This window comes from Ectothiorhodospira shaposhnikovii (assembly GCF_016584105.1).
In the GTDB taxonomy this organism is placed as follows: Bacteria; Pseudomonadota; Gammaproteobacteria; order Ectothiorhodospirales; family Ectothiorhodospiraceae; genus Ectothiorhodospira; species Ectothiorhodospira shaposhnikovii.
On record NZ_NRSM01000017.1, the window covers coordinates 61,569 to 81,405 of the forward strand.

A 19,837-nucleotide genomic window follows, 5' to 3' on the forward strand; every position below is an offset into this window, starting at 1 on the left:
CGCCTCCCATTCATGCCCCTCGAATCCCATGAACGACACCCCGCGCCGGCTGGCGATCGGACTTGAATATGATGGCTCCGGATTCCGGGGCTGGCAGCAGCAGAAGGACGGCCGCACCATTCAGCCCCTGGTGGAACGGGCGCTGGCCAAGGTGGCGGATCATCCCGTGCAGGTGACCTGTGCCGGCCGAACCGATGCCGGGGTGCATGCCACCTGTCAGATCGTGCATTTTGATACCACCGCCGAACGCCCGCCCCATGCCTGGCTGCTGGGCGGCAACAGCAACCTCACGCCGGAGATCAGTCTGCAATGGGTCAGGCCCGTGGCGCCGGATTTCCACGCCCGGTTCTCCGCCCGCTGGCGCCGCTATCGCTACGTCTTTCTGAACCGGCTGGCCCGCCCCGCCATCCTGCGCGGGCGGGTGACCTGGTATCACCGGCCTCTGGCGGCGGAGCCCATGCACGAGGCCGCCCAGCATCTGCTGGGCGAACATGACTTCAGCAGTTTCCGTGCCCTGGGCTGTCAGGCCCGTCATCCCATCCGGGAGGTGCAGTCAGTCTCGGTGACCCGCGATGGGGATTTCATCTATCTGGACATTCGGGCCAATGCCTTTTTGCATCACATGGTGCGCAATATCGCCGGGGCGCTCATGTGCGTGGGTCGGGGCGAGCGGCCCAGTGAGTGGCTGGCGGAACTGCGGGAAGCCCGGGATCGCAGCCAGGGGGGGGTGACGGCGCCGCCGGATGGTCTGTATCTGGTTCAGGTGGGTTATGACGAGCAGTTTGACCTGCATCCCCAGGCGGTTATTCCCCGTTACGGCTTCGTCCAGCCGTGAACGTCAAGGAGTCCAGGTCTGTCCACGGACACTCCCGTCTCCCCTTGGGGGGACGGGGCTGGGATGCGGGTGAGCTGTGACTTTCCCGACATTCCCCTGTGGCAAGCCCCACATTCTCCCTGGGCGCTCTTTTTAAAATCCATTAAAAACAATTAAATAGTGCCAGCTTAAAGCCAGGCACAGGTCTTGCATTCTCCCTGGAAAACCAAGTTAATCCCGCTGCGGCGGGCACCCCGGGAGGATTGTGATGGACCCAAAGCCTGACAGAATCATTGAAATTCCCGTCACCGTCCAGGGCGGGTGTTCCAGTTCCAACTCCAGTCCCAGCGCCGGTTGCGGCAGCACCCGGAAGCCCGGTCTGCCCGCCCACATCCAGGCCAAGATCCAGGATCATCCCTGCTACTCGGAAGAGGCTCACCACCACTTTGCCCGCATGCACCTGGCAGTGGCCCCGGCCTGCAACATCCAGTGCCATTACTGCAACCGCAAGTACGACTGCTCCAACGAGTCCCGTCCCGGCGTGGTGTCCGAAGTGCTCAAGCCCGCTCAGGCCATCCACAAGGCCCTCACCGTCGCGGCTTCCATCCCCGAGATGACCGTGGTGGGCATCGCCGGACCCGGTGACGCCCTGGCCAATCCCACCCGAACCTTTGCCACCTTCCGGGGCATCCGGGAGCAGGACCCCGGCATCAAGCTCTGTCTGTCCACCAACGGCCTGGCACTGCCCAGGCACGTGGATGAACTGGTGGCGCTGGGCGTGGACCACGTCACCATCACCATCAACAGCATCGACCCGGAGATCGGCGCCCGCATCCATCCCTGGGTGTTGTGGGAGCGCCGCCGGGTGTTCGGTCGGGAAGGTGCGCAGATTCTGATCAGCCAGCAACAAAAAGGCCTGGAGATGTTGGTAGAGCGAGGCGTTCTGGTGAAGGTGAACTCGGTCATGATCCCGGGCATCAACGATCGCCATCTCAAGGAAGTCTCCCGCATGGTCAAGGAAAAGGGCGCCTTCCTGCATAACGTGATGCCCCTGATTTCCGACCCGGCCCACGGCACCTATTTTGGTCTCAATGGCCAGCGCGGTCCCACGGAGGCGGAGCTGTCCGCCCTGCGGGACGAATGCGAGGGCGACATGAACATGATGCGCCATTGCCGCCAGTGTCGTGCCGACGCGGTGGGCATGCTGGGCGAGGATCGGGGCGAGGAATTCAGCCTGGAGCGCATCGATCAGGCAGCGCTGGATTACGAAGTGGTTCGTGAACGCCGGGATCAGGTTCAGGCGGCGATCAGGGAACGCATGGCGGCGCGCAAGCGCCAGGGAGGCAACGTGACTGCAATACCATCGACAAGGCCTGCCGCGCAAAAGGCAGCAGCCCGCCCGGTTCTGATGGCGGTGGCCACCAAGGGCGGTGGTCTGGTCAATCAGCATTTCGGGTATGCCAGGGAATTTCTGATCTACAAGGCCACACCGGAAGGGGTCCGGTTCGAGGGGCATCGCCGGGCGGATCTTTACTGCTCCGGACCGGATGCCTGCAATGACCGGGCCCAGGTGCTGGCCAGCACGGTGCGGGCCCTGGAGGACTGCGAAGTGCTGCTCTGTGCCCGCATCGGCATTGAGCCCTGGTCGGTGCTTGAGGCGGCCGGGATCATGCCCAACGGAGAGCACGCCATGGCGCCCATCGAGGATGCGGTGATGGCCGTGTACCGGGAGATGATGGCCGCCGGGCGCCTGGAGATGCCCGAGCGTGAAGCCATTCAATGCGCCTGATCCGCGGTCTGCGAGTCTCTGCGTCCCGATGACAGTCAACATGAGGGCATCCCCATGGCACTGAATATGGCAGCTTTGCATTCCGTATCGCCGGTGCCGGCGGGCACCGTGCACTGGAAAAAAAGCGCCCATGGCCAGCGACGCGTCGGCGGTAATCAGACTCAGGTCCATGGCCGTGATGTCCCCTCCGTCGCCGAAGCCGGCGAGGGCAGGGCGGACAGCCTCCACGACCGGCTGCTCGCCCACGCCGTGGGGTTGCCCAACGATGCCCTGCTGGCCTGTCTGCTGTCAGCCTGGGTTGGGGGACGCGGCGTCCTGCCGGCTCACATGGGGCTTTCCGGCGCTGAATACCGGGAGATGCTCGGCCGTCATTTCCCGGGGTTGACGCTCAATCCTCCGGCCCTGGAGCCGGTGGAGATCCAGCGTCTGGACGAGCGGCGGGATCTGCAGCAGTTGCTGCTGTCCCACCGCCGGGGGCAGGACCCCTCCGAGGTCTGGCTGGCGGCCATCGTCGCAGCCGCCTGCATGGGGCCGGATCATCTCTGGCAGGATCTGGGACTGCGAGACCGTGATCAGTTGACCCGGCTGATGCGGGACAACTTTCCCGGGCTGGTCGAACTCAACGCCCAGGATATGAAGTGGAAGAAATTCCTCTACCGCCAGCTCTGTCTGGCCGAAGACATCCTGATCTGCCGGTCGCCGTCCTGTGAGGTCTGCCAGGATCATTCGGTGTGTTTCGGGCCGGAGGTCTGATTGTCGGGAGAACCGCAGCAACGGGGACTGGGCGCCTATCTGGGGCTGGCCGTGGGGGATGCCCTGGGGGCCACGGTGGAGTTCATGACGCCCCGGGAAATACAGGCTGCCCATGGGGTACATCGGCGCATCACCGGCGGTGGCTGGCTGAACCTCAGGGTTGGGGCCGTGACCGACGATACCACCATGAGCCTGGCCCTGGGCGGGGCGGTCCTGGCATCCGGCGGACTGGACGGGCGGGCCATGGCCGAGGCCTTCAGTCAATGGATGCGGGATCGCCCGGTGGATATCGGCCATACCGTGCGGCGCGGCATCATCCACTACCGGCGCACCGGCGAGATCGAGACGCCGCTCAACGACAATGATGCGGGCAATGGTGCCTGCATGCGGGTCCTGCCCGTGGTGCTGGCGACACTGGATCAGCCCCTTGACATGCTCCATGCCGCCTGCCGCCTGCAGGGGCGGATCACCCACCATCATCCCCTGTCCGACGCCGGCACGGCGTGCGTGGCAACCATGGTCCGCATGGCCATCCAGGGTTGTGATGCCGCGGACCTGATTCAGGGGCCGGTGGAGGCACTGGTAACGGCGCATCCTGAATTCCGTTTCCGGGGACGACGGGAGGAAAATCCCAGCGGATTCATCGTCCACACCCTGCGGGCGGTGTTTCAGGCCCTGTTTGACACGGATTGCTTTGAAAACTGCCTGGTGGACGTGGTCAACCGGGGCGGAGACGCGGATACCACCGGGGCCATCGCGGGGATGATTGCCGGAGCCCTGTACGGCGAATCGGACATTCCTGCCTCATGGCGCCGTGCCCTGGATCCCCGGGTGCTGGAAGCGGTTACCGCCCAGACCCTTGACCTCATGGAGATGAGCCTGATGGAGGGAAGCCATCGCGACCTGGAGCGTGCCGGCGGGTCATGAGCGGGGACTGAGGGCTCATTCAGTCCAGCCTTCATGCTATGCTTTTCAGTCATCAGGACTGAACCACGGCAACGGAGCCTGGCCTTGACCGCAGCCCCCATTCACCCCGGTTTCATGGTGGTCCACGGCAACCGCCTGGAAGACCTGCGCGCCCTGGCCGTGGAATGGATGCGTCGCCACCCCCTGGCGCCGCTGGAAAACGAGACCATCCTGGTCCAGAGTAACGGCATCGCCCAGTGGCTCAAGCTGGCCCTGGCGATGGACCCGGACGGCCCGGAAGCCGGCATGGGCATCGCCGCCGCCCTGGATGTCCAGCTGCCCGCCCGCTTCCTCTGGAACGCCTATCGGGCCGTCCTCGGCGCCGAGGCCGTGCCCACCGAATCCCCCTTCGCCAAGGACCCGCTCACCTGGCGCCTCATGCGCCTGTTGCCCGAATGCCTGGAACAGCCGGCCTTTGCCCCCCTGCGCCGATTCCTGACCGATGATGCGGACCTGCGCAAACGCCACCAGCTGGCCCTGCGCCTGGCGGACCTGCTGGACCAGTATCAGGTCTACCGGGCCGACTGGCTGGACGACTGGGCCTCGGGCAGGGATCAGGCGCGGGATCCTCGGGGTATGCTGCGTCCCCTGGACGGGGAGGACAGCCGCTGGCAGCCGGCCCTGTGGCGCGCCCTGATCGAGGACATGCCCCCCGATGCCCGCAGCCTGAGCCGTGCCGGGGTGCATGTCCGGTTCATGGAGCGGGTCCGTGCCCTGGAGGCCCGCCCCCCCGATTTGCCGCGGCGGGTGATCGTGTTCGGCATCTCCTCGTTGCCGGCCCAGACCCTGGAGGCCCTGGAGGGATTGGCCCGCTTCAGCCAGGTGCTGCTGTGCGTGCACAATCCCTGCCGCCATTACTGGGCCGACATCATCAGCGACAAGGACCTGCTGCGTGCCCGGCGTCGCCGTCAGTCCCCCAAGGCCGGCATGCCCGATGTCATCGCCGAGGAGGACCTGCACAACCACGCCCATCCCCTGCTGGCGGCCTGGGGCAAGCAGGGGCGTGACTACATCCGTCTGCTGGATGAGCACGATGACCCCGGTCACTACCGCAGCCTGCTGGAGTCGCTGCCCTGGCAGCGCATCGACCTGTTCGAACCCCGGGGAGGCGAAACCCTGCTGCAGCAACTGCAGGATGACATCCTCGATCTGTGCCCTCTGGCGGAGACCCGCGACCATTGGCCCCCGGTGGATCCGGCGGAAGACGATTCCATCCGCTTCCATGTGGCCCATAGCCCCCAGCGGGAAGTGGAGATCCTCCATGACCAGCTGCTGGCGCGATTTTCCCGGGACCCGACCCTGCGGCCCCGGGACATCATCGTCATGGTCCCCGACGTGGACCGCTACGCGCCCCACGTCCAGGCGGTGTTCGGCCAGACCCGCCCGGATGATCCCCGTCACATCCCGTTCTGTTTCTCCGATCAGGCCCGGCGGGGGCGGGACCCCTTCCTGATGGTGCTGGAACAGCTCCTGCACCTGCCCGAGTCCCGACTGTCGGTGAGCGAACTGCTGGACCTGCTGGATCTGCCGGCCCTGCGCGACCGCTTCGGCATCGGGCAGGGGGATCTGCCGCGCCTGCGGGCCTGGATCGAAGGGGCGGGCATCCGCTGGGGCCTGGACGCCCGGCAGCGCTCCGCCCTGTCCCTGCCGGAAGGGCTGGAGCAGAACACCTGGCGCTTCGGCCTGCGGCGCATGCTGCTGGGCTATGCCGCGGGCAGTCCAGGCCCCTGGCGGGAGATCGAGCCCTACGACGAGATCAGCGGCCTGGATGCCGCCCTCATCGGTCCTCTCCATGCCTTGCTGGAGGCCCTGGACCAGGCCTGGCGGAGTCTTGCCGAACCGGCCACGCCGTCGGTCTGGGGGACACGGTTGCGCACCCTGATGCAGAATTTCTTCGCCCCCGCGCAGGAGCGTGAGCAGCTCATGCTGCGGCGCATGGACGAGGCCCTGGAGCATTGGGAAACCCTGTGCGAAACGGCGGGCATGGTGGAGGCCCTGCCGCTTACCGTGGTGCGGGAGCACTGGCTCGGCACCCTGGACGAGTCCCACCTGTCCCAGCGCTTCCTGTCCGGGGCGGTGACCCTGTGTACCCTCATGCCCATGCGCGCCATCCCGTATCGGGTGGTCTGTCTGCTGGGCATGAACGACGGCGACTATCCCCGTGCCCATGTCCCCATGGATTTCGATCTCATGGCCGGAGAGCACCGCCCCGGCGACCGCTCGCGCCGGGAGGATGACCGCTACCTGTTCCTGGAGGCCCTGCTGTCGGCCCGGGATCACCTTTACATCAGTTGGGTGGGACGGGGTATCCGCGACAATGCCTTGCAGCCGCCGTCGGTACTGGTGAGCCAGTTGCGGGATCACCTGGCCGCCGGCTGGTGCCTTCAGAAGGACGGGGACGAGGAGGGCCTGCTTGCGGCCCTGACCACCGAATACCCGTTGCAGCCCTTTGGCCGGGCCTATTTCCAGGGCGATGACGACGGACTCTTCACCTATGCCCGGGAGTGGGAAGCCCTGCATGTCGGCGTGGGGGCGGGCCTTGCCCGCGAACGGCAATTTCCCCGCCAGGGGGAAGCACTGCCCCCTCCGATACCGGAAGAGGCACTGCCCGCCGAAGACCTCGCCGCCTTTCTCAAGGACCCGGTGCGCAGCTTTTTCCGCCACCGCCTCAAGGTCCACTTCGACGAGGCACCGAGCGCCGGCGAAGACCAGGAGCCTTTCGTTCTGGATGGCCTGGACCATTGGCAGGCCCTAGATCATCTGCTGGGGGCAGCCCTGGCGGACGATGCCGATCCGGAGCAGGCCGCCGAGCGCCTGGAGACGGCCCTGATCGGCTGGCAGCGCAGCGGCCGGCTGGCCCTGGGAGAGATCGGGCGCCAGCAGTTTGACCATCTGCGGGCCGAGGCGATGAACCTGGTCGTCACCTGGCAGGCAGCGGTCCGTGCCTGCCCCCGGCGGTTGCCGCGCCCGGAACTGCTGCGTTTCGAGCACGGGGGCCGGGTGGTGGAAGGCTGGCTGCCCCGATTGCGTCTGGACGCGGCCGGGGAGCGGGTGCATCTGTTGTACCGGGCCGGTACCTTGAGGGCAAATGTCAATCCCTTCAAGCGTCTGGACCAGACCTGCCTGGCCTGGGTGCAGCACCTGATGGCCCATGCCCGGGGACTCACCCTGCGCACGATGATGATGGGGCTGGACGACACCCTGTGCCTGGACCCACTGCCGGCACAGGAGGCCCGGGACCATCTGCACACCCTGCTGCGGGCCTGGGAAACGGGGATGACCCGCCCCCTTCCGGCCTACTGCCGGGGCAGCAGTGCCTGGCTGGATGCTCTGGAGCGGGACGGCAAGGACCCGGAAGAGATCCTGACCCGGGTCCATGAAGGGGACGGTTTCAGGGGAGGCGCGGTGGACCAGGACCCCTGGCTGGCCCGGGCCTGGCCGGATACCCGATCCCTGCTGGCCCAGCCGGATTTCCCGGCCTGGGCCCGTGACCTCTACGGCCCCCTGAGCCGGGCCGCCTATCTGCTGGGCAAGGATTGAGGAGTATCCCATGTCCCATGTCCGGGTTCTGGATCCCCTGCATTTTCCCCTTCACGGCAGCCGCCTGATCGAGGCCAGCGCCGGCACCGGCAAGACCTTCACCATTGCCGCCCTCTATGTGCGGCTGGTACTGGGCCATGGCGGGGCGAACGCCTTTCCCGAGCCTTTGCTGCCGCCCCGGATTCTGGTGGTCACTTTCACCGATGCGGCCACCCGGGAGCTAAGGGAACGGATCCATGCCCGGCTGATGGAAGCAGCCCGGGTGTTTCGTGACCCTCTCGGACAGTCGCCGGATGCGTTCCTGTCGGCCCTGCTGGCGGATCATCCCGACGCGGCTGAACGCGCCCAGGCGGCCCGCCGTCTGGAGCAGGCGGCCCAGTGGATGGACGAGGCGGCGGTGTCCACCATCCATGGCTGGTGTTACCGGGCCCTGCGGGAACACGCCTTCGACAGCGGCAGTCTGTTTACCCAGAACCTGGCGACGGATCAGTCCGAACTGCTGGCCGAGGCGGTGCGGGATTACTGGCGCACCGTGGTCTATCCCCGCGGCGCGGCCGATTTCGGCCTGCTTCGGCAGGTGCTGGGTGACGGGCCGGAGGCCCTGCTGCCCATCCTCTCACGGTTGCTGGCGGGAGATCCGCCCCAGGATGAACCGGGTTGCCTGGACGGGATCCTGGCGACGCGGGTGTCCCTGCTGGAACGCCTCAAGGCCCCCTGGCGGGATGAGTTCGACACCCTGGCGGATCAGTTCCGCCATGGCCTGTTGCCCGTGCTCAACGGCAACAAGTATCGCAATTCCGATCGTCTGCTGGCGTGCATGCGCCAATGGGCTCAGGAACCGTCCCGGTTGCGCCCCGAGCCCCCGGGCAGTCAGGACCCGCTGGAACAGCTCAGCCGGTCCGGCATGAATGCCCGGCTCAAGAAGGGGGGCAGCCTGCCTGCTAATCTCCACCCGGCCTTTGAGCTGCTGGAGCAGGCGGATGAACTGGACCGGGATCTGGCCGCCGAGGTGCTGGGTCACGCGGCGGCCTGGGTGCAGCGGCGTTTTCGCCAGGCCCAGCGCCGTCGGGCCCAGCTGGGCTTTGATGATCTGCTGACCTGTCTGCGGGACGCTCTGGACGGACCCAACGGCGACCGTCTGGCCGTCACCCTGCGCCGTCAGTTTCCGGTGGCCCTGATCGACGAGTTTCAGGATACGGACCCGGTGCAGTACCGCATCTTCGAGCGGGTCTACGACCTGGCGGCGGGCACGCCGGATGCCGGGCTGTTCCTGATCGGTGATCCCAAGCAGTCCATCTATGCCTTTCGCGGCGCCGACATCCATACCTACCTCAAGGCTCGCCTGGCCACCCGGGGGCGTCATTACACCCTGGGTGTCAATTATCGTTCCACCGAGGCGGCGGTGGCCGGTTTCAACCGGCTGTTTGCCCTGGGAGAACGGGAGCATCCCCGGGGGGCGTTCCTGTTCCGGCCCGACCGGACCGCAGACAATCCAGTGCCCTTCCTGCCGGTCCGGTCCCGTGGTCGCGACACGCGCCTGCAGGTGCAGGGCCAACTCCAGCCGGCCCTGACCCTGTGGCATCTGGAGGGCGATGACACCCTGGGCAGGCAGGCCTACATGGATACCATGGCGGTGCGCTGTGCCGGGGCAATGGCGGACCTGCTGGCGGCCGGCCGCACCGGCCGGGCGGGTTTCTCCCGCCCCGACGACCCGGACAATCCCGGTTTCACCCCCCTCAAACCCCGGGACATGGCGGTGCTGGTTCGGGACCGGGGCGAGGCCAACCTGATCCAGGCGGCCCTGCGTGCCCATCAGATCCGCAGTGTCTATCTCTCCGACCGGGAGTCGGTCTATCTCAGCCCGGAGGCGGGCGACCTGCTGCGCTGGCTGCGGGCCTGCGCGGAGCCGGAATCCGACCGTCTGCTGCGGGCGGCCCTGGCCACCCCGCTGCTGGACCTGTCCCTGACGGAACTGGACGCCCTCAACCAGGATGAACTGCACTGGGAACGCCGGGTGGAACAGTTCCGCGGCTACCGCCGGTACTGGCGCAGCCAGGGCGTGCTGCCCATGCTGCGGCACCTGATGCATGATTTCGAGCTGCCCCGGCGCCTGTTCAGTCAGCCCTTCGGCGAACGCCGGCTCACCAACCTGCTGCACCTGAGCGAGCTGCTGCAAGCGGCCGCCACGGAGCTGGAGGGAGAGCATGCCCTGATCCGCCATCTGGTGGAGCACCGGCAGGCGAACCGGCAGGCCGGTGACGAGCAGATCCTGCGCCTGGAAAGTGACGAGGATCTGGTGAAGGTGGTTACCATCCACAAGTCCAAGGGGTTGCAGTATCCCCTGGTGTTCCTGCCCTTCATTGCCGGTTACCGGCCCGGCAACGGCGGCAAGCCGCCCCTGATCTACCGGGACGGTTCGGGGCGACGGGTGGTCAGTTTCACGCCCTCCCCGGAGAATCTTGAGCGGGCCGACGAGGCCCGTCTGGCGGAGGATGTGCGTCTGCTCTACGTGGCGGTGACCCGGGCCTGTCATGCCTGTTGGCTGGGGGTGGCGCCGGTCAAGGATCGCAGCCGTGACGGTGGTTTTCATCGCAGCGCCCTGGGCAGCCTGCTCGGGGGCGGCAAGCCCGTCGCGCCCGCCGAACTGCGTGCCCGGCTGGAAGCCCTGCGGGCCGATGATCTGCTGCCCACGGATATGTCATCGGTGCAGGTGCCGCCCATTGATGAGGTGATCCGGATCATGCCCGCCCCTCCGGTGCCGGTGATTGCACCGGGCCTTCCGGATCGGGCGCCGGTCACGGCGGGCACTCGCCCGGCCCGGCGGCCCCTGCGCCCGGCCCGGGAACATTGGTGGATCGCCAGCTACAGTGCATTAAGGCTCGTCGGCCAGGACCATCCGGTGCCGCGTCCCGATCCGGAGTCGGCCCAGGAGGAGCGTCTGCGGGAGGCCGTCGACGAGGCCGGATCCCTCCCAGCCGCGCCACCGGCCCGGAATGACGCGGATACCCCGGCCATGACGCAATCCCCATCCCCGGTGGTCGCGCCACCGGCGGATTTCCCCCGTGGCCCCGAGCCCGGCACCTTCCTCCACGGCCTCCTGGAGTGGATGGCCCGCACCGGATTCGAGACCCTGGCCCGGGACCCGGCACCGCTGCGGGAACTGGTGGCCCGGCGCTGTCATCACCGGGGCTGGGAGCACTGGATCGATCCGATTGACCAGTGGTTGCGGGACCTGCTGCGGCTCCCCCTGCAATGGGAGCCGGGAGGTGCGCCCCTGGTACTGGGGCAACTGGCCTACTGTCAGGCGGAAATGGACTTCTGGTTCCAGGCCGGGCAGGTGGACACCCGGAGCCTGGACCGGCTGGTGACCCGTCATACCCTGGACGGCCGCCCTCGGCCGGCCCTGCTGCCGGATACCCTCAACGGCATGATGAAGGGTTTCATCGACCTGGTGTTCGAACACCAGGGGCGCTATTACGTGGCGGACTACAAGTCCAATTGGCTGGGGGATACGGCCGGCGCCTATGGCCCCGAAGCCCTGGCCAGCGCGGCGGCCGCCCGACGTTACGATCTCCAGTACAGCCTCTATTGTCTGGCGCTGCACCGGCTGCTGCGGGCGCGGTTACCGGACTATGCGTACGAGCGACACATGGGGGGCGCCCTGATCTTCTTCCTGCGCGGGCTGGACGCCGACGGCGGCGGGATTCACTTCGAGCGTCCGGACGCCGACTTCATGGACGCCCTGGACGGACTCTTTGCCCGGCGGGAGCAGCCCTGATGTCCATGACACCGCAGACATTGCTGACCCACTGGCCGTCGTTGCGAACCCTGCTTGATCAGTGGACCGAACGGGGTTGGCTGCGCCCCCTGGACCGGGCCCTGGCGGTCTTTCTGCACGAACAGGCGCCGGATACCCCGCCGCTGGTGCTGTTGCTGGCGGCCCTGGCCAGCCACCAGCTGGGGCGTGGTCATGTCTGTCTGGACCTGACGGCCTTGCTGGCGGACCCGGACCTGAGTCTGTCCCTGCCGCCGGAATCGGACGACGGGGTGTTGCCGCCCCCCCGTCCTTCCTGGTGTCTGGCGGGCCTGGTGTTGCCGACCCTGTATCAGGCCCTGGCGCAGGCCCCGTCACTGGTGGCGGCGGGCGTGGGCACCACGCCTCTGGTGCTGGACGGGCAGCGTCTTTATCTGCGGCGCTACTGGCAGTACGAGCAGGGCATCGGGCAAGCCATCGGTGAACGGCTGGCAATGGGGGAAGGGCTGCGCCAGGCCCTGTCCGGCGAGCGCATGCGTCACTGGCTGGATCGGCTGTTCGGCCCGGTGGGGCCCGATGCCCCCGACTGGCAGCGTATCGCCTGCGCCCTGGCTGCCGGTGGTGCCTTTGCGGTCATCACCGGCGGGCCGGGCACGGGCAAGACCACCACGGTGGTGCGTCTGCTGGCCCTGCTGCAGGCCCTGCATCTGTCGGGGCAGACGGAGGGGGACGGCCAGCCCCTGCGCATCCGCATGGCCGCCCCCACGGGCAAGGCGGCGGCCCGGCTCAACAGTTCCGTGGCCGGCCGGGTGGGGGCGCTACCCTTGCCGGATGATGACTTGGGGCGGCGTATCCGCGCCGCCATTCCCACCCAGGTCACCACGGTGCACCGGTTGCTGGGTAGCCGGCCCAACAGTCGCCATTTCCGCCATCATGCCCGCAACCCCCTGCCGGTGGATCTGGTGGTGGTGGACGAGGCCTCCATGATCGATCTGGAACTGATGAGCCAGCTGGTACAGGCGCTGCCGCCGGAGGCCCGCCTGATCCTGCTGGGGGACAAGGACCAGCTGGCCTCGGTGGAGGCGGGCGCGGTGCTGGGTGAACTCTGCGACCGGGCCGACGGCGGTCACTATTCATCCAGGATCCGGGACTGGTTGCGCGGGGTCAGCGGTGAAGCATTGCCCCCCGCCATGGTGGATAGCACGGGCCGGCCCCTGGATCAGCACATCATCATGCTCAGACAAAGCCACCGCTTCGGCGCTGACAGTGGCATCGGGCGTCTGGCCCGGGCGGTCAACGGGGGGGATCCGGCCCAGGTGGCGGCGGTGTGGGACGGTGGGGACCGGCTGCCGGACCTGGCCCGGGTGCCGTTGCGCGGTGACGGTGACAAGGCCCTGGAGCAGGTGTTGATCCAGGGCGGCGGGGATCTGTTCCAGGACGATGGGGCAGGGCAGGGGGAGCGGCCCCGAGGCCATGCCCACTATCTGGCCGTGATGCGCGACACCGATCCCGGCGACGATGCCTGTCGCGAAGCGGTGGATGACTGGGCCGGACGCATCCTGGGCGCTCAGGCCGAATTTCAGTGTCTGTGCGTGATCCGTGGCGGACCCTGGGGCGTGGAGCAGATGAATCATCGCATCGCCCAGGCCCTGGGCAGGGTGGGTCTGCTGGCGCCGGAAGGGGTCTGGTATCCCGGGCGGCCGGTGATGGTCACCGGCAATGACTACGGCCTGGGGCTGATGAACGGGGACATGGGCGTTGCCCTGTCCATGCCGGATCCGGAAGCCCCGGACGGCCGGGTATTGCGGGTCGCCTTCCCGACGGCGGACGGAAGCCCTCGGGTGCGCTGGATTCTGCCCAGTCGCCTGGGGCAGGTGGAAACCGTGTTCGCCATGACGGTGCACAAATCCCAGGGGTCCGAATTCCGCCATACCGCCCTGGTCCTGCCGGACGCCCCCAGCCCCATCCTGACCCGGGAGCTGATCTACACCGCCATCACCCGCGCCAGTCGGTGGTTCAGCCTGTTGATGCCCAGGGCGGGCATTCTGGAAGCGGGGGTGAAACGGCGGGTGCTTCGAAGCAGCGGACTCAAGGGGGCGCTGCTATCCACAAAACCTGTGGAAAACTCTGTGGAAACCATGTCATGAACCCGTCAAAACCCCCGTCCGGGCATGGGTTCAAAACAGATTGGCCAGAAAATGACCAGCGGGAAATTCAAACGACTCAACGGATCAGCATTTCCTCCGCTGTCGAAAATGTCAAGTCTTGACAATGGGTTGGCCCCGGTAAAAGCGCCGGGGCCTGTGCACAATCTCCCTAGCTGACGCCGTATTCCACCAGCAGGTCCTCGTCCCTGACGATCATCTGGCAGGCCAGACGCCACTGTGAGGGGATGTCGTCCACGGACATCTGCTCGATGTCATCGCTGCTGAGCTTGCCGAGCTGTTGCAGCACCGTCTGTTCCTTGGCGGTCAGTGGGCCGCCCTTGGGGGTCTTCTTGTCCAGGTGGGTGACCTTGATCAGGCAGGTTCCGCATTCGCCATCCTGGCAGTCGAAGTTGATGGGCAGCTTGTTTTCCCGGGCGATCTTCAGGATGGTTTCGGTATGGCTACCGGCGACCGCGTACACGGTCTTGTCCTTGTAGTCGGGATGGGTGAAGGTGATGTTGGGCATGGGTGTGATCTCCTCAAGGTGATGAAACTGGATGCCGGATCAGACCGGGCGTACGGTGGCGTCACCGAGTACCTGGGCCTGGCAGGCCAGTCGCTGGTGCCGACCGGCGTTGTTTTCCCGCAGTACCTTGTGTTCCACCACGGAGGGTTCGGTGAGATTGTTCCAGCCTTCCTCTACTTCCATCAGGCAGGTGCCGCAATCACCTTCGCGGCAGCCGTAGATGATCCCAGAGCCCACCTTTTCCGAGATCTCGATCACCCGTACCCCGACCGGGGCACTCACGGTGAGATTGATATCCTTGAACGTCAGTTTGGCCTTGGCCACGGTGCATTCTCCTCATTGTCGTCATGTCATGGCGAATCACTCGCAGCCGGGTTGAAGCAATATTTATACCGAGTATTAATTTTTGTGCTTTGTGTGTTTTTTTTATTTATTTTCAATATTTTAGGTTTTTTCTGGTGAGCCTGTGCAAGGCCCGGCGTATGTGAGCTTCAAGACAACCTGGATATTTGTAAGTGTTCTGACCCCGTCATTCCCGCGCAGGCGGGGATCCGGTCACGGAGGGGCATCCCCTGGACTCCCGCTTTCGCGGGAGTGAAGGTGGGGTCAGGACTGAAGGCCGGGCAATCCGGGCAGCTGGTGGCCCGGATTGCCCGGTGGCATTGTCACCGCCGGATCATTACCATGGCGCCCATGGAAACGGACGTTCATCGGATCGTCCGGTGAGAAACCGCGCCGTGGTCGAAAGCCAACGGGCAGCACCCTCACCAAAACGGGCGATGGCCTCGTTACGTTCCTTGTTCACCAGCATCCAGAAGAATTGCAATATGGCGCAGATACCGAGGATGGTCTGTGCCAGATTCACCAGCAGCAACAGGACCAGCATGATCAGTCCATGCACCCATAGATTCCGGGGCATGGGACGGACGGTTTCCTCGTTTGAGGGACTGGATTCCATGAGGGTCTCCTTGGGGTGTTGGACTCAGATGTAGATATAGTTGCAGTGCACAAGACTGTCCATATACGCTCCGGCCCATGTTCTCTCCCCTGTATCGAAGATCCCCCGCCATGTCGCTTGTCCGTGTCCTGGTATCCCTGTGTTTGTGTCTGTTGATGGTCACGGAGGCGGTGGCACAGCCGCTCCCGCCCCAGGTGCAGCGTCTGCTGGAGCAGTACCGGATACCCGCCGAGGGCATCAGCGTCCTGGTTCAGCCGGTGACGGGGGGCGCCCCGCTGCTGGAGCACCGGGCGGACGTGCCGCGCAATCCCGCCTCAGCGATCAAACTGGTGACCACCTATGCGGCCCTGGAAATACTGGGGCCAGCCCATACCTGGAAGACGGAAATCCATACCTTTGCCCCGGTGGTCAACGGCACCCTGCGGGGGGATCTCTACATCCGCGGCGGTGGAGACCCCTTTTTGGTGGCCCAGGAGGTATGGAAGATGGCCGGTGCCCTGCGGCGTACCGGTATCCAGCGTATCCAGGGTGACCTGGTCTTCGACCTGAGCCATTTCGACATTCCCCGGGAAGACCCCGGTGCCTTTGACGGGCAACCCTTCCGGGCCTATAACCAGCCGCCCCACGCCCTGCTGATGAACTTCAATGCCATCAGCTTCCAGTTTCATCCCGCTGAGGACGGGCATTCCGTGCAGGTGGCGCTGGATCCTCCGTTGGCGGATCTGCGGCTGGACAACCGTTTGCGCCTGGGGTCGCAGGCCTGCGACAGTTTTCCCCAGGGGGTTGGCTTTCATGTGGCCCGGGAGCAGCCGGTACCCAGGGTGCTGCTGGAAGGGGAGTTGCCCAGGGGGTGTGAGGATGTGAGTCTGCTGCGTACCGCCCTGCCGCCGGAAGAATATGCCTACAGCCTGTTCACGGAGCTGTGGGGGCAATGGGGGGGTGTCCTGGAAGGAGGGTGGCGTCTGGGCCGGATCCCCGATCCTGCGTCCCGTCCGCGGGTGGTGCACCATTCACCGCCGCTGGGTGATCTGATCCGGCCGGTGAACAAGCACAGTAACAACGTCATGACCCGTCACATGAAGCTGGCCCTGGGAGCCCACCGGTATGGCGGTCCGGCCACCCTGGAAAAGGGGTATGCCGCCATTCGGGAGGTCCTGGAACGGGAAGGGGTCGACACCCGGGGACTGATCATGGATAACGCCGCTGGTCTTTCCCGCACCAACCGGATCTCCGCCCGCCAGCTGGCGGCGGTGCTCATGGCGGGCCGCCGGAGTCCATACATGCCGGAGTATGTCTCGTCCCTGGCCCTGTCGGGCATGGACGGCACCCTGAGTCGCCGCTTTGTGGGCCAGCCCGAGGCAGGGCGGATGCACCTGAAGACCGGTTACATCAATGGTGTGTCTTCCGTGGCCGGGTATGTGCGCACCGCCGGTGGACGTGATCTGGTGGTGGTGGTCTTGATCAATCATCCCAATGCCCATCGCTGGGCCGGTCTTGAGATCCAGGATGTCCTGCTGCGCTGGGTGTATCGTCAGGGGTAATGACACGGCCGTATGAGTCGCGCCTGATATCTACGCCGTTGAAGCTGCGCTACTATCCTGGTAACCGGCGGATACCGGCTGGCCCCATGCCTGGTTGCATTTCGGAGGAATTCCCAATGATCGGCGGTATTCAGAATTACTATGAACACTTGGTGTACGACCGTATCCGTCACGTCCTGCTGGAGTCCGGTGAACCGCTGGATACCGTGCACATGGACGATCTGGCCTGCGTGGCCCTCAATCGCCTGCCACCCCGCTACCTGAGATTTTCCGTGGATCTCACCACCCGCCTGACCGACGAGGATTGGGAGGTGATCAACCGCCAGGTCAACGAGGCGGTGGATTATGCCTTCCGTACCACTCACCGGCGCCAGGAACTGCGCGAAACCTGACTATCCTTAGATGAACCCCACTGCCGTCTTCAGACCTCTTTTTTCCTATCGCCCCTACTGGGCCGCACGCTTCGGCGTCGCGCCCTTCCTGCCCATGTCCCGGCACGAGATGGATCAGCTGGGCTGGGACAGCTGTGATGTGATTCTGGTGACCGGTGATGCCTATATCGATCATCCCAGCTTCGGGGTGGCCATCATCGGCCGCCTGCTGGAGGCCCAGGGTTTCCGGGTGGGGGTCATTTCCCAGCCCGACTGGCGTTCCCCGGAACCGTTTCAGGCCCTGGGCCGGCCCAATCTGTTCTTCGGCGTGACCGCGGGCAACATGGATTCCATGGTGAACCGCTATACCGCCGACCGCCGCCTGCGCAGCAACGATGCCTACAGCCCCGACGACGAGGGTGGCCGGCGGCCGGACCGGGCCGTGATCGTCTACAGCCAGCGGGTGCGGGAGGCCTATCGGGACGTGCCCGTCATCATCGGCGGGATCGAGGCCAGTCTGCGACGGGTGGCACACTATGACTACTGGTCCGACAAGGTCCGCCGCTCCGTATTGCTGGACTCCCGGGCCGATCTGCTCATCTACGGCAACGGGGAGCGTGCCCTGGTGGAGGCGGCCCATCGTATCGCCAGGGGGGAACATCCCAGGGACATGAAGGATCTGCGCGGCACCGCCTTCTTGCTGGATACCCCGCCGGGAGACTGGCATGTGCTGGACTCCACCCTGGTGGACCGGCCCGGGCCGGTGCAGCGCCATCGAGACCCTTACTGCGAGGAGATTCCGGAGCAGTGCGGCCCGGGTCAGGCCGTGGCCTGGGGCAAGGCCGCGGGTGCCCAGGTCATTCGCGTCCAGCGGCGTGCCTTGACGGCCCACCCCCGGGAACGGACCGTCATCCGTCTGCCCGACTGCGACACGGTACAGGATGACCCGGTGCTCTATGCCCACGCCTCGCGCCTGATCCATCTGGAAACCAATCCGGGCAATGCCCGTGCCCTGTTGCAGGGGCATGGAGACAAGGACCTGTGGATCAATCCGCCGCCGATTCCCCTGAGCACCATCGAACTGGATCAGTTGTTTGACCTGCCCTTTACCCGCGCCCCCCATCCCGCCTATCGGGGGGCGCGCATCCCGGCCTGGGAGATGATCCGGTTCTCGGTGAACATCATGCGCGGTTGCTTTGGCGGCTGTACCTTCTGTTCCATCACCGAACATGAGGGGCGCATCATCCAGTCCCGTTCCGAGGACTCCATCGAACGGGAGGTGGACGAGATCCGGGACAAGGTGGAGGGATTCACCGGGATCATCTCGGACCTGGGCGGGCCGACGGCCAACATGTACCAGCTCGGGTGCAAGGACAAGGCCATCGAGGCCCATTGCCGCCGTCTGTCCTGCGTGCATCCCCGTATCTGTCGCAATCTGAATACCGATCACGGGCCCCTGATCCGGCTGTATCGCCGTATCCGCAAGCGTCCCGGGGTGAAGAAGGTGCTGATTGCCTCGGGGTTGCGTTACGACCTGGCCCTGGAGTCGAAGGAATACGTCCGCGAACTGGTCACCCACCATGTGGGCGGGTATCTGAAGATCGCCCCGGAGCATACCCAGCCCGGCCCCCTGTCACGGATGATGAAGCCGGGCATCGATGTCTACGAGCGGTTCCGGGAGCTGTTCGAGCGCTTTAGCCGTGAGGCGGGCAAGGAACAGTATCTGGTGCCGTATTTCATCGCCGCCCATCCGGGCACCACCGATGAGGACATGCTGCATCTGGCCCTGTGGCTCAAGCACAACGGTTTTCGTCTGGATCAGGTCCAGGCCTTTTTGCCGGGTCCCATGGCCCTGGCCACCGCCATGTATCACGCCGAGCGGGACCCGCTCAAGCCGGTGACCCGGGGCAGTGAGCGGGTGTCGACCGCCAAGGGATTGCGTCAGCGCCGGTTGCACAAGGCATTCCTGCGCTACCACGACCCGGAAAACTGGCCGCTGCTGCGGGAAGCCCTGCAGCGCATGGGGCGGGCCGACCTGATCGGCAACGGCAGGCGTCACCTGGTGCCCCGTTTCCAGCCAGCGGGAACCGGAGCCACGGGGGAGGGCCGCCGGCGACCGGTGCAGGCCGCCGAGCGTCCCGCGCCGCGCCGCAAGAGCCCTCGTGGTCCGGTGACGGATCGCGGCGCGGTGGCCGGGTCCCGTACCCGCAAGCGTCGCTGATCTGCCCCCGCATCCCCGGGTTTTTTCGCGTTAACGCCCCGCCTTGGGTCCCAGCAGCAGCCAGAGGATGAAGCCGATGACCGGTAACAGCAGCAATCGGATAGCCGGGGGTTTTTCTCCCCCGGCCTCCACAACACCCCGCATGCGGGTCCGCACGGGGCGTTTCCTCCGGAGTTCAAAGGACCATGCAACCATGGTGACCTTCAACGCTGGTTACCCAACGAATCGCCAAGGCCGTTTCACCCGGTCGGGCGCATTACGGCCGTTGAGACACGCGGGTCTCTCTCGTTGCCGGAGGTTCGGGCCTTCACCGTGTCTCACCCATTACGGTGAGCATTTGGCTACTATGCCGTCTGCTGACTTCTGCCTCATCACGCCAAGCGTTGCCGATTGGCGCGCTGTCCGGGTCACGGTAGGGTCCGGTGGTGGTTCCAGCCCTTTCGAGCTGGCCCTCAGT

Annotated in this window: 14 protein-coding genes; 10 read left to right on the forward strand and 4 right to left on the reverse strand. The window is 65.9% G+C overall.

The features are described 5' to 3' along the window. Positions 1 to 28 precede the first annotated feature (28 nt). The 7 genes from truA to recD all read left to right on the forward strand — a co-directional run bounded on the left by truA (position 29) and on the right by recD (position 13,763). Positions 29 to 835 carry a tRNA pseudouridine(38-40) synthase TruA gene (truA, locus tag CKO35_RS11030; protein WP_200175995.1) on the forward strand — a complete coding sequence of 269 codons (807 nt, stop codon included), beginning with the start codon at positions 29 to 31 and terminating at the stop codon, positions 833 to 835. A 247-nt stretch (positions 836 to 1,082) separates the two neighbouring features. Then, positions 1,083 to 2,603: a nitrogenase cofactor biosynthesis protein NifB gene (nifB, locus tag CKO35_RS11035; RefSeq protein ID WP_200176002.1), complete on the forward strand. Its 1,521-nt coding sequence runs from the start codon at positions 1,083 to 1,085 to the stop codon at positions 2,601 to 2,603. A gap of 54 nt (positions 2,604 to 2,657) precedes the next feature. Further along, positions 2,658 to 3,356, forward strand: a complete 699-nt coding sequence (locus CKO35_RS11040) for a nitrogen fixation protein NifQ (protein WP_207143685.1) — start codon at positions 2,658 to 2,660, stop codon at positions 3,354 to 3,356. Continuing rightward, positions 3,357 to 4,283, forward strand: a complete 927-nt coding sequence (draG, locus tag CKO35_RS11045) for an ADP-ribosyl-[dinitrogen reductase] hydrolase (RefSeq protein ID WP_200176003.1) — start codon at positions 3,357 to 3,359, stop codon at positions 4,281 to 4,283. Between the two features lie 33 nt (positions 4,284 to 4,316). Continuing rightward, complete coding sequence (gene recC / locus CKO35_RS11050) at positions 4,317 to 7,862, forward strand: exodeoxyribonuclease V subunit gamma (RefSeq protein WP_420870755.1); 3,546 nt, start codon at positions 4,317 to 4,319, stop codon at positions 7,860 to 7,862. Positions 7,863 to 7,872: 10 nt separating this feature from the next. Next, complete coding sequence (gene recB / locus CKO35_RS11055) at positions 7,873 to 11,640, forward strand: exodeoxyribonuclease V subunit beta (protein WP_200176016.1); 3,768 nt, start codon at positions 7,873 to 7,875, stop codon at positions 11,638 to 11,640. Then, positions 11,640 to 13,763, forward strand: a complete 2,124-nt coding sequence (gene recD, locus CKO35_RS11060) for an exodeoxyribonuclease V subunit alpha (protein ID WP_200176022.1) — start codon at positions 11,640 to 11,642, stop codon at positions 13,761 to 13,763. Before recB ends, recD begins: the two co-directional genes overlap by 1 nt. Positions 13,764 to 13,932: 169 nt before the next feature. Here recD and CKO35_RS11065 read toward each other — a convergent pair whose 3' ends face one another. The 3 genes from CKO35_RS11065 to CKO35_RS11075 form a co-directional block, all read right to left on the reverse strand. After that, entirely contained in the window at positions 13,933 to 14,289 is a 357-nt protein-coding gene (locus CKO35_RS11065) for a 2Fe-2S iron-sulfur cluster-binding protein (protein WP_200176023.1), read from the reverse strand. Positions 14,290 to 14,328: 39 nt separating this feature from the next. After that, positions 14,329 to 14,613: a 2Fe-2S iron-sulfur cluster-binding protein gene (locus CKO35_RS11070; protein ID WP_090209413.1), complete on the reverse strand. Its 285-nt coding sequence runs from the start codon at positions 14,611 to 14,613 to the stop codon at positions 14,329 to 14,331. A gap of 355 nt (positions 14,614 to 14,968) precedes the next feature. Continuing rightward, a complete protein-coding gene (locus CKO35_RS11075; RefSeq protein WP_200176024.1) occupies positions 14,969 to 15,247 on the reverse strand; it encodes a DUF4389 domain-containing protein in 279 nt (92 codons plus the stop codon). A 110-nt stretch (positions 15,248 to 15,357) separates the two neighbouring features. Between CKO35_RS11075 and dacB the strand changes: the two genes are divergently transcribed. From dacB to CKO35_RS11090, 3 genes are all read left to right on the forward strand, one after another. Next, positions 15,358 to 16,788 (forward strand): D-alanyl-D-alanine carboxypeptidase/D-alanyl-D-alanine endopeptidase, encoded by a 1,431-nt coding sequence (gene dacB / locus CKO35_RS11080; RefSeq protein WP_200176030.1) that lies wholly within the window; start codon positions 15,358 to 15,360, stop codon positions 16,786 to 16,788. 116 nt (positions 16,789 to 16,904) lie between these two features. Next, entirely contained in the window at positions 16,905 to 17,180 is a 276-nt protein-coding gene (locus CKO35_RS11085) for a late competence development ComFB family protein (protein ID WP_200176032.1), read from the forward strand. A gap of 10 nt (positions 17,181 to 17,190) precedes the next feature. After that, entirely contained in the window at positions 17,191 to 19,380 is a 2,190-nt protein-coding gene (locus CKO35_RS11090; RefSeq protein ID WP_200176033.1) for a YgiQ family radical SAM protein, read from the forward strand. Between the two features lie 30 nt (positions 19,381 to 19,410). On the opposite strand, the gene CKO35_RS18230 is transcribed toward CKO35_RS11090, so the two are convergent. Further along, entirely contained in the window at positions 19,411 to 19,536 is a 126-nt protein-coding gene (locus CKO35_RS18230) for a hypothetical protein (RefSeq protein WP_274600832.1), read from the reverse strand. Positions 19,537 to 19,837 lie beyond the last annotated feature (301 nt).

What these genes read in the sequence shown, in the direction of transcription:
- truA (WP_200175995.1), top strand. Translation starts at nt 29, where the DNA reads ATGAACGACACCCCGCGCCGGCTGGCGATCGGACTTGAATATGATGGC.
- nifB (WP_200176002.1), top strand. Translation starts at nt 1,083, where the DNA reads ATGGACCCAAAGCCTGACAGAATCATTGAAATTCCCGTCACCGTCCAG.
- CKO35_RS11040 (WP_207143685.1), top strand. Translation starts at nt 2,658, where the DNA reads ATGGCACTGAATATGGCAGCTTTGCATTCCGTATCGCCGGTGCCGGCG.
- recC (WP_420870755.1), top strand. Translation starts at nt 4,317, where the DNA reads ATGCTATGCTTTTCAGTCATCAGGACTGAACCACGGCAACGGAGCCTG.
- recB (WP_200176016.1), top strand. Translation starts at nt 7,873, where the DNA reads ATGTCCCATGTCCGGGTTCTGGATCCCCTGCATTTTCCCCTTCACGGC.
- recD (WP_200176022.1), top strand. Translation starts at nt 11,640, where the DNA reads ATGTCCATGACACCGCAGACATTGCTGACCCACTGGCCGTCGTTGCGA.
- CKO35_RS11065 (WP_200176023.1), bottom strand. Translation starts at nt 14,289, where the DNA reads ATGCCCAACATCACCTTCACCCATCCCGACTACAAGGACAAGACCGTG.
- CKO35_RS11075 (WP_200176024.1), bottom strand. Translation starts at nt 15,247, where the DNA reads ATGGAATCCAGTCCCTCAAACGAGGAAACCGTCCGTCCCATGCCCCGG.
- dacB (WP_200176030.1), top strand. Translation starts at nt 15,358, where the DNA reads ATGTCGCTTGTCCGTGTCCTGGTATCCCTGTGTTTGTGTCTGTTGATG.
- CKO35_RS11085 (WP_200176032.1), top strand. Translation starts at nt 16,905, where the DNA reads ATGATCGGCGGTATTCAGAATTACTATGAACACTTGGTGTACGACCGT.
- CKO35_RS11090 (WP_200176033.1), top strand. Translation starts at nt 17,191, where the DNA reads ATGAACCCCACTGCCGTCTTCAGACCTCTTTTTTCCTATCGCCCCTAC.